Below are 10,611 nucleotides of genomic sequence, written 5' to 3' on the forward strand. Positions count from 1 at the left end.
CTCCCCCTTACGCCTCCATATACTCCAATGTTTTCTCTACAATCTTTTTCTTGTCAAACTTATCTTCCATATGCTTTCTAGACTGAATCCCCATCTCAATCTTATCTTCTATATCTATCTCAATATAGGATTTGACCTTGTTATATAGAGCTTCTTCATCTTGTACCTTCACCGTATACCCATTGTGATATACCGCTTCTCTACACCCCGGTATATCTGAGGTGATGAGTGGTCTGCCCATGGCTGCTGCTTCTAGCAAAGTATTTGCCATACCTTCATGGTAGGAAGGCAGTACAAAGCAGTGACTACTTTCAATAAAGGGTTTCACGTCTGTTTGATAGCCATGGTAGTGAATGATACCTTGGCTTTCTAGTCGTTCTATCGTTTCTTTGTAGTCTTCTTCAAAGGGACCTACCACTTCAAAGTCTACATAGGGAAATTCTACCTTAATGCGACGTGCTACATTGAAGAACTCTTCAATGCCTTTTTCCTTCATGAGTCGTCCAATAAAAAGGAACTTGAGATGCCCATCAAAGTGCATGCACATATATGGATATTCTTCTAAGTTGACACCTGCCCCGTGTAAGCCTATAGCTTGTTCACTACTAACAATGCCGTATTTCAAGAAGATGGCACGATTCTCCCCATTTTCAAAAAATACAATACTTGCTTTTCTAAGTGCCCCTTTATATAAGAAGATAATCATCCTTTTTAGTACCCCTTCCCCTTGAAAAGCTGTCCCAAGCCCTGTGATATTAGCATAATAAGGCACCTTACACCATCTACTTACCCATCCTCCATAGATATTGGGCTTAATGGTATAAGTGAGCACCTTATCAGGCTTTTCTTGTTGAATGAGTTTGTAGTAGCGTATCAAAAGTTCCAAATCCTTTATAGGATTCATCCCTCTTCGCTCCATGGGTATCTCTCTAAATGTACACCCTATTTCTATGAGAGGGTCTACAAGCTTCCCATAAGGTAGTGCAATGACTACTTCATGACCTTCTTCTAATAAAGTTTGTAAAAGTTCTTTGCGGAATTTGTATAAGCCTAGGTCATAGTTGGCAATCACTAATACTTTCATCTCTTCTCCCCCCTCATTTGATTTTCCTCTAATATTTAGGTTTTGCCGGCACACCATATACCGATGTTTGAGCTTCTATGTCATCGATGACGACAGCTCCTGCCGCTACCACACAATTGCTTCCTATTGTAATTTGATTGATAATGGTTGCCCCAATGCAGACCCATGTCTCATCTCCTATAGTGACTTCCCCACCCATCTTAGCTGTGGGAGAAAGGTGTACCCCATCTCCAATCCTACAATCATGTTCTACCACTACGGAAGTGTTGACGATCACGCCTTTTCCTACTTCACATCCAGCATTTAGAATGGCACCTGGTAAAACGATGGTACCTATACCTATCTTGGCATAGGTACTAATAATGGCTGTTGGATGAATAAGAATAGGAATCTTATACCCTAATACTTGTAAGTCTTCTATCAGTTGAAGCCTGTATCTATTGTTGCCTATAGCCACAAAGGCATTCGCATAGTTCTCCCTCAAGGACTGCACATCTACAAGCTTACCAATCACTTTGTGTCCTAGCACTTCTTGCCCTACTTTTTTGTCATCTAAGAAGTGAATTTCATCAAAACATTTCATATTTTGTGCACAGTCTAAAACGACTTTCCCCTGTCCTCCTGCACCTACTATTAACAAATTATTCATTTAGTCGACCATCCTCACTCTACAGACCCGAAGGCTGGCATTGTGCTATCTTGACTGTTATTAATTCCTTTTCGCCTTAAGACGTTATATAGTGTCCTATACACAATATATAAGTCTGTTTTAAGGCTTATATGTGCCACATACCATAGGTCAAATTGGAACTTTTCTTCCCAAGTAATCGTATTGCGACCATTGACTTGTGCCCAACCACTAATACCTGGTCGTACATTGTGTCTTTTTTGTTGTTCCTCTGTGTAGTATGGTAAATATTCTTCTAAGAGTGGTCGTGGCCCTATAAAACTCATATCCCCTTTGAGTACATTGAAAAACTGAGGCAACTCATCAATACTCATCTTTCTTAAGAAGCTGCCGACTTTGGTCATACGCGCACAGTCTGATAAAGTATTTCCCATCTCATCGTCTGTTTGTATGACCATCGTTCTAAATTTATAAATGGTAAAAATTTTTGCATCTTTTCCAGGTCTCCTTTGCCTAAACAAAACCGGTCCTTTGGGATCTTCAATCTTAATTAGCAGTGCAGCTCCTGCCATAATAGGTAAGCCTATCAAAATAAGTAAAAGAGCCATTAAGCAATCTATCCAACGCTTAACTTTTACATACATGCTTGTTGTTCCACCGCCTCAAACAAGCTTCTTACAATATGGATAACCCGTACTTGTTCTTCTTCTGTCATTTTTGTATCAGAAGGAAGGCATACCCCCCGGTTAAACCAATCTTCTGCTACGCTTATGCCTTCTTCATAATGATTATAGAATGCATGGTTTTTGTAAACAGGTTGAAGATGCATAGGTTTCCACACATGTCTGCTTTCAATATTTTGTTCTTCTAAAGCGAGTATGATGTCTAGCGGTGTAACTGTAGAACCTTCCTTGATGCTCATAACAGACAACCAGTAGTTAGGTTCTCCTTGAGGATCAATGGGTGCCATTTCAATTTTTGGCACGTCCCCAAAAGCTTCCTTATATAAGGTATAAATAGCTTTCTTTTTAGCAATACGCTGCTCCAGTACTTGTAACTGTCCAAGTCCTATGCCTGCACATACATTGCTCATGCGGTAGTTGTAGCCTAGTTCTTCGTGTTGATAATATCTCACAGGCTCTTTTGCCTGTGTTGACCAAAACTTAACCTTCTCCATCACAGCTTCATCATCACATACCAGTGCGCCCCCACCTGATGTGGTAATAATCTTATTGCCATTGAAGGAGTAGATACCTACCTTGCCTATTGTACCGCTCATTCTTCCTTTATATGTAGCCCCCAAACTCTCAGCTGCATCCTCTATAATAGGTACATCGTATAAGTTACAGATTGCTGCAATTTCATCTAAGTTCGCTGAATGACCATATAAGTTGACGACTACAACAGCCTTAGGTGTGTAGTCTTCAAAGGCTCTTTGAAGTGCACGTGCGCTCATGTTAAAGCTGTCTGGCTCACTATCGATAAATACAGGTGTAGCCCCTTCATAACAAATAGGGTTACAGCTTGCAGCAAAAGTTAAAGTAGAGCAAAAGACAATATCACCTTTTGTCACACCTACAGCCTTTAATGCCAAGTGAATGGCGGCTGTTCCTGAGCTTAAAGCAACGGCATAAGGCTTTGTGATATATGCTGCAAGTCTTTGTTCGAAAGCATTAATGTGTGGTCCTGCTGGTGCAATCCAGTTGGTATCAAATGCTTCTTTGACATATACTTGTTCTTTTTCTCCCATGTGGGGTGATGATAAATAGATTCTTTTCATTTTGATTTCCCCTATTCCTACTTTGTTACAATCATCAAGATAGAACACCTCATCTTGATGGTTTCTCCACTATCTTATATAGTTATAGACATAAGGTAAATTATCTAAGTATATATACATAATGCATGTTATAGGTATATACATTTATAAAAATCAGTAAAAACTGTTATTTCAATCCATTTTCCGAATCATTTCGATTCGATTATTGACCCCCATTTTTTTGTAAATATTAGAAGTTGTCTTGGCTACTGTCACATTGGCTACATAAAGTTGCTCTGCAATTTGCCTATTGGTGAATCCTTCTCTAATAAGTTGGGTAATCTGATACTCTCTTTTTGTAAGCCCCCAAGCATTAGACGCCTTATGAGGCGTTTCCTCTTTTCGGGTATCCTCCAAATGCAATTTCTTGCTGTCTTGTAGTAAAGGCAATATAAAAGCTTTAAACCGTTCTTCTTTCCCTAGTTCAGTAAGTACAGGTGTAAGTACTTCTATACGTTCTTTAAAAGGTAATGTAATTTTGTCTACTTGTGCTATTTCTATAGCTTTTTTCAACATTGCTTTTGCCTCTTCTGGATGATCTGTTAAACTACGCCACAAAGCTTGAAACACATAATAATAGATTTGTCCAAAAATACTACGGCTATTTGCTAGACTTTCGCCTACTACATCTTGAAGAATTTCTAGTTTAATCCATTCTTTCTTTTCTATGAGTACTTGTGCATAAGCTATATAAGTACTTATTCCTATCGTTTGTTCTTGTACATTACCCAAAATCTCCCTTAGATCCTTCTCTTGGAACTGTTCTTTAGCATCTCCTAGGCATCCTTTGATATATACTACCCCAATGTCTCTAATCTCTCTTAACGTTTTACTTTCCTCATAAGGCTGATAATTTTCTATATTCTTTAAGTATTTATTGCATTGATACTCATCTCTACAGCCTAGTGCAATACGGCCTAGAATAAGTTCACTGCACAAACGCATCACATAATTTTTAGAAATATCTGTTTTATAAAAAAGTTTAGATGCACAGTTTTTAGCTTCTTCCCATTCCCCTCTATACATATAGTACTCAGCATAAATCAAATACTGCATTTCAATACTATAGATATATTTTAGGCTACTATAAGCCTTCATCAGTTGTACCATTTCCTTAATATTTTTCTCGTACTTTCCTATTGCTGTATGGTATCTATAGCTAAGATGGATATAATGTCTATTAAACATATCCAAACCATTTACAATACTCGATCCTTCTGGTAAGCACTCTACAACATTTTCTAAGTTTTCCGCTATCCCTGCTACATTTTCACTGGCTACAATTCCTTTGATTGCATAAATCTCTCCCCGAATCCTAACTTTGGTTTCATCCTCTAAGGTATCTGTTTGCAAAAGCGCTTGCTCTACTTGATTTAAGATATTTTGTATCTGCTTATGGTCTTTGTAAAAAAGAAAATAGTATAGCAACCTCAAGCCACCTATAGGATATTTAACAAAGAAGGACTGTTCGATTTGATTGAAGATTTTACTCATAGCCACTTTATCTATATCTCTGTAACCTTGTAAGGGTACTTCTTGTAGGCACTTCATAAATTGTTCCTTATTCCCACTTTTAATCAAATACTTAAAGCCTTCATTCCAATTTTTTTTAGTCAAATGCCACGTTCCAATATATTTGCAGGATTCTGAAAGTTCCCCCTGTGCTTGTAAATCCAGTTCTTGTTGCAAAAAATCTATCATTAACGGTGTAAAGCTATAATGTCCTGTTTTGTAGTCATACTTTAATAGGTTATCTTTTAGGATTTTGCGTATACCTTCTAAGTATTTTGCATAATCTTTCATATTTATCCAGTCTTCCATTTTAAAAGGTCCAATACCCGCTAGTGTAACTAAAAGATGTTGATAGGACACCTCATACATGCTATAAATGCCTTCTCTTATAAGATTGAACAAACTATACTTATGGTATAAATGGTTATAGTTCATATAATTTTCTTTCATCAAGTAGATTGCTGTTGGCCATCCCCCTATATATTCGGCTACAGCCTGTGCTTCTTCATCCTGAATACTTATTGCATTACACTCTAAATATTCTTTAACCTCCTCCCCTGTTAGTTTCAGATCCTCACAATCTACAACTTGGCACTCCTGTTTAAAACGCATTTCTTCTATACTTAAAGTAGGCATTACTCTAGTAATCAATATAATATGTAAGTGCTTAATCTCTTTTTTTATCACTTGCATGAGTGCTGTATAGTATATATCTATATCTGTAAACTTATGATAATTATCTAATACAACCCAGGTCTCCTCTGTATAGCCTTCTGCTGGTTGCCAAAGAGGGACCTTCTCATCGTACCACTCCACTTTGGCTTTACTTTGACTGGATGCATTTTGTACAGCTAAGGTTTTCCCATACCCCATTGGTGCTGTTACAATGGTCAATGGATACATTTGTATATGCATTAACTTTTGCTTGGCCATTTTCCCCACTACTTTAATTTGATTCCCCTTATTCACTTCCATTTCCCCTTACTTTCTATCTATTGGATTATTTTACCATATATTAGATAAAAGTCTAAAATATTATCTTGTAATATACAACGCATATGGTATAAAATGATATTAATAAGGTTTAAAACAATTTTTATCCAACTATATACTTTTTATATACACTTTAATATCTATTTATTTTAAAATATTTATAAGTTATACTAATATACTTTTATCCCCCCCAATATACTCTCCCCCAATTTTGTACTAGCCTAAGGAGGTATACTTTTGAACATTGCAATTCTTGAGCCCCATTCTAAATGTGAAGGCTCAGCAAAACATTTTATTCGTCAATATTGCCAAACACAGTCTATTCCTTTGACACTTCAAACATTCAATCACCCTCATCTTTTTTTTGAATGTTTTTCGAGACATACCTTTTCTTATATCTTTTTAGATATAGATTTTGTCAACATGCCTAACTTAGAAATAGCTGAACATATCAGAAAACTTGACCCCACTGTCAACTTAATTTTAATGAGTCGTAGTGCAGACTATGCTATTCAAGGCTATCGCGTACAAGCTTGTTACTATTTGCTTAAACCTTTTACCTATGCCAATATCCAGACTGCTCTAGACTTATGCTCTAGGCAAAATATTAGTCAAAAGCCTTCTGTGGCGATTACGATTAATCGTATCTCACAACGTATCTTTTTAGATGATATCCTTTATGTAGACACGATGCACAACGGTATACAAATACATAGATTTTCTGAGACGTTAAAAACTTATATGTCTTTTAAAACTTTCTTGAATTTGGTACAAGACGAACGCTGTTTTCTTCAATGTTATCGCGGTATTCTGGTCAACATGGACTATGTAAAGGCCCTACAAAATGATAGTTTTCTCTTGAAAAATGAAGAAGTTGTACCTATTCGTCTTCAAGACCGTTGTAACTTACGCGAACGCTATCATACCTATGTCTTCACTGAAGGACTTAAATCAAAACAAGCTACCTATTAATAGCGGTAGCTTGTTTTTTTGTATGCCTTTATATAATTTCTTCCTTGCTTATCTACAGGTATACTAAAGAGGAGCTACACCGTACTTATTCTTATTTAAAGTTAGGAGTTATAAAAAGATGAAAAAACATTGGTTATACAAAACACTCTTCATCCTTGCGCTTCTCTTACTTTGTACTCTAGGGCTTATTGGACTTGTTCATCGTTGCAAAGATGCAACTTATGTATCAGACACCCTAAATATTCAACTAGAACATATTGAAGATAAGGCACAACAAATGGAATATTGGATTGCAACCGTACAAGTCCAAGATATGCAGCAAGTCCAAGCTGCTTTTGCTAACGACACATTTCCCGGGAAAGACAAACAATTTGTCAGCACCATTGCACGCCAACATGATGCTATTCTTGCCATCAATGGTGCTGCCACAGGCTTTAATGATGTAGGGATTGTCATCCGTAACGGTATCATTTACCGTGACGAAGTTTTTGACTGCGCCCCACTAGAAATGCGTCAAGATGGTACACTCTTCATTGGTGAATATGGGAAAAGAACGGCTAGTCAGATGCTAGAAGATGGCACTGTACACACCTGGGACTTTTCTCCAGACCTGATTGTAGATGGAAAAGTGGCAAACTATGCTGCTCAACCATGGTTTAGTACAGACCGTGCGCCAAGAACACTTATTGGACAAAGAACACCTTATGAATACATCATTATCGTTGCAGATGGTAGACGTCCTAACTGCCCTGGCATGACTTATCAAGAGGCTGTAGACATTTACCAAGCGCTTGGCTGTACTTGGGCCTATGCCTTAGACGGTGGTGGATCTACTACCTTATATTTCAAAGGTAAAGTAGTCAACCATCCTTCTAGATTTATCCAAAGGCCTTATTCAGATATCTTGTATTTTGTGGAGTAATCAATAAGAGGTGATGGGTTTATATAAACCCATCACCTCTTATTGATTATTCACTATGTGTTTTCTCAGGGTTCGCTCGATTATCTTCGTTCCCCATCATTCGAACTCTCACTACTGTCACCTTCACCACTCGGATTTGGACTACTTGAACTACTGTTGTCAAATGGTGAAGGTATACCTACTACAACATCCATTTTAGTCTCTGTACGTTCTACACCTAATTCTTTAAGTTGTGGACTTTCCCATTGTTTCATACTTTTCCCCTTTTCTATTCTTTATTATTAATAATACCTCAATCGGGTACTGATTAATCTAGCTCATGCTTTACTCATGAAATCATCTCTTGTTGAACGTCTTCTAATGTCCTATACATCCCCTGCATTTGATCCTCTACTGTAAATTGATTTTGAGGTCTTGTAATAGTATACACTTCTATACTTTTGACAATCTGTATCATCTGCTTAAGTATCTCTCTGGGCAAACCTATATTTTTGTATACGCTATGCATCCAGTATCCATTTCTTAGGAAAGCATCCATTTTATCCATACCTTTAAGTTTCCTAATACTTACTTCTTCTACATCCTCTGCTACTATTTCATACATGGCTGTAAGCGGGCTAGCTATCTCCTTAAATCGATTGACTTCCAACAGTGTACATTTATCTTTTCGTTGATCTCTCACATTCACATCCTCAATGTTATATCCAAATCTCTCCATTGTATCATAACAAAGTTTACGTATAGCATAAGCTGGTTCTACTCTATAGTGATTTTCTCCTTTAGAAATAGCAACTACATCATCTGTTAAAAAGGGATGTCCTGCTTTAACTAGGGCATTTAATAAACTTGATTTTCCCATACCACTTTTACCGGTAATAATAATTCCTTTTCCATCTATATCCACTACAGCACCATGCATAACAATGGTTCCGAGTTGAAACATGAGCATACCTAATGCTCTTCCAAGTAAGAAAGCACGTACGCGTTCTGGCTTAGCTCCTATATCCTCTTTAATGCGTATTTCTTTTCCTTGTATCATACAGTAAGTCGCAATAGATGATGCGTAAAACCAACTTAAGCCTTCTTCATAGCAACGTATGCCATTCATTTCTCTGCCTTCTTGTACAGATGTCGGTAACTCCCCATAAGTAATCTGTACATCATAATTCGTACTTGGTTCGGGCTGTTTCATAAGTTCTGGCAATTCCATTTCAGATATAATATTGAGTCCATATGCTTTATATTCATATCTCTTCATTTTCTTTTTCCCTTCTCTTATCTTATTGAAGTTTTAGCAATGTCAAAAGTTTTTTCTTTTTCCCAACTGCGCTCATCCCTGTTATAATAAAAGTCCATTGCTCTTGTAATTGATACGTTTTATGTCCTTCTCCAAACAGTAATCGATGTACCCAGGCTATAGGTAAGCAGATTGGATACTTCTTAGCATAGTTATATTGATGACTTAAACTTGAAGCTTTAGGAAAAATAAATCGTATGAAGCTACCATTTGTACTTCCAGTAGCCTTAGATTTCTTTTCTCTTGCTATTCCATGACTAAGGGCTACTTTCAAGTTACGCTTACCTCTTGTACCCCCCTCAAATATAAGGTCTATCATCAGTTTAGCTGCTTTCTTATTTGCTTTTCCTAACTCTTCAATTTGTATAGGTATCTCTATTTCTAACAACAAATGTACTACATAAAATAGATTGACTAAAAATTGCTCTAACTTCCACTGTCTCACTTCTTGCACGAATTTCTCCCAATCTATTTGTGCTTTATAGTGTTTACTTATAAGTGCAATATCAATAAGTTGACGTATACCAAATCCTGACACTACCAAATGGGTTGCAATATGCGTGCATCCATGGAAGAGTAAATCTGTAGGTCCTAATGAAAGTACTTTTTCTTTTCCTATATGCACGTTTATAGCATCCGCCCACAAAGACTTTTCATCCCAAGAAATCTCCTCAAATATCTCTCCATGTCTAAGGGTAGTATGCATCTCGACAGGTTTATATTGTACATGCTTATACCTAATATGTAGTGGTGTTTCCTCTTCTGCCATATAACCTTCTTCTATAAGAAGTCCATGAACACGTTGCTGGTCTTTTTGTTGTATGAGAAAGTCCCCATCCGACATGGTTCTAAGTTCAGGTTTGGGATATAGATTTCTAATCACTATGCCTTTTAAAGCAATAAGTTCTATTCCTTTTTGTTCTAATTTCCCTATCAAATATTCTATTTGCCCCATATGCTTGAATTGCTTCATAGCTGTCTTGATGGTCACACGCTTCCATTTCTCTAAGCTTGCCCGAGGCATTTTCCTTTTAAGTTCTTCTCCTATAGCCGAGTAGATAAATCCTGTCAACTCTTGTGCCTTTGCTTCTTGTCTGAGCGCTTCCCAATCTACATTCCCTAATTCTGACTCTTCAACTTTTCTACCATTCATTGCTGCTCTTACTAAAACAAGTAACTGTTGCTCTATCTTTCTCATACCTATCCCCCTTACACACTGTCATCTATTAACATAACTGCTTTCTTCACCTATTTCAATTATATATGTATATAAATAACTATCTTCTCTCATGAACTAAATCTGCAATTTCATTATAAGCTTATAAATAAACCTAAAAAGTTTTTTGCTATACTCTCTTATATTATTATTTTGAATATAGTATGG

The 10,611-nt window shown here is 36.9% G+C and carries 10 protein-coding genes; 2 read left to right on the plus strand and 8 right to left on the minus strand.

Annotated features, from left to right (window positions below):
* Positions 1–7: 7 nt before the first annotated feature.
* From RRY75_RS04625 to RRY75_RS04645, 5 genes are all read right to left on the minus strand, one after another.
* Positions 8–1,084: a glycosyltransferase family 4 protein gene (locus RRY75_RS04625; protein WP_332527913.1), complete on the minus strand. Its 1,077-nt coding sequence runs from the start codon at positions 1,082–1,084 to the stop codon at positions 8–10.
* 28 nt (positions 1,085–1,112) lie between these two features.
* A complete protein-coding gene (locus RRY75_RS04630; RefSeq protein WP_332494470.1) occupies positions 1,113–1,733 on the minus strand; it encodes an acetyltransferase in 621 nt (206 codons plus the stop codon).
* 14 nt (positions 1,734–1,747) lie between these two features.
* Complete coding sequence (locus RRY75_RS04635) at positions 1,748–2,356, minus strand: sugar transferase (protein ID WP_332528646.1); 609 nt, start codon at positions 2,354–2,356, stop codon at positions 1,748–1,750.
* A complete protein-coding gene (locus tag RRY75_RS04640; protein ID WP_332494473.1) occupies positions 2,347–3,492 on the minus strand; it encodes a DegT/DnrJ/EryC1/StrS family aminotransferase in 1,146 nt (381 codons plus the stop codon). The genes RRY75_RS04635 and RRY75_RS04640 overlap by 10 nt, the downstream gene beginning before the upstream one ends.
* 171 nt (positions 3,493–3,663) lie before the next feature.
* The gene (locus RRY75_RS04645; protein ID WP_332715821.1) at positions 3,664–6,012 is read right to left on the minus strand and encodes a LuxR C-terminal-related transcriptional regulator; all 2,349 of its coding nucleotides are present in this window, start codon (positions 6,010–6,012) and stop codon (positions 3,664–3,666) included.
* 261 nt (positions 6,013–6,273) lie between these two features.
* Between RRY75_RS04645 and RRY75_RS04650 the strand changes: the two genes are divergently transcribed.
* Together RRY75_RS04650 and RRY75_RS04655 are read left to right on the plus strand one after the other, a co-directional pair.
* Positions 6,274–7,008, plus strand: a complete 735-nt coding sequence (locus RRY75_RS04650) for a LytR/AlgR family response regulator transcription factor (RefSeq protein WP_332494605.1) — start codon at positions 6,274–6,276, stop codon at positions 7,006–7,008.
* A gap of 118 nt (positions 7,009–7,126) precedes the next feature.
* Positions 7,127–7,930, plus strand: coding sequence for a phosphodiester glycosidase family protein (locus RRY75_RS04655; protein WP_332494606.1), 804 nt, complete (start codon positions 7,127–7,129; stop codon positions 7,928–7,930).
* An 80-nt stretch (positions 7,931–8,010) separates the two neighbouring features.
* Here the strand turns inward: RRY75_RS04655 and RRY75_RS04660 are convergent, their stop codons facing one another.
* From RRY75_RS04660 to RRY75_RS04670, 3 genes are all read right to left on the minus strand, one after another.
* Complete coding sequence (locus tag RRY75_RS04660) at positions 8,011–8,184, minus strand: hypothetical protein (protein ID WP_332494607.1); 174 nt, start codon at positions 8,182–8,184, stop codon at positions 8,011–8,013.
* 74 nt (positions 8,185–8,258) lie between these two features.
* On the minus strand, positions 8,259–9,188 hold the full coding sequence (locus tag RRY75_RS04665) for a hypothetical protein (RefSeq protein WP_332494608.1): 930 nt from the start codon (positions 9,186–9,188) through the stop codon (positions 8,259–8,261).
* 22 nt (positions 9,189–9,210) lie between these two features.
* Positions 9,211–10,425, minus strand: coding sequence for a nucleotidyltransferase domain-containing protein (locus tag RRY75_RS04670; RefSeq protein WP_332528665.1), 1,215 nt, complete (start codon positions 10,423–10,425; stop codon positions 9,211–9,213).
* Positions 10,426–10,611 lie beyond the last annotated feature (186 nt).

It is taken from the genome of Niameybacter sp. (genome assembly GCF_036655075.1).
GTDB lineage: Bacteria > Bacillota > Clostridia > Lachnospirales > Cellulosilyticaceae > Holtiella.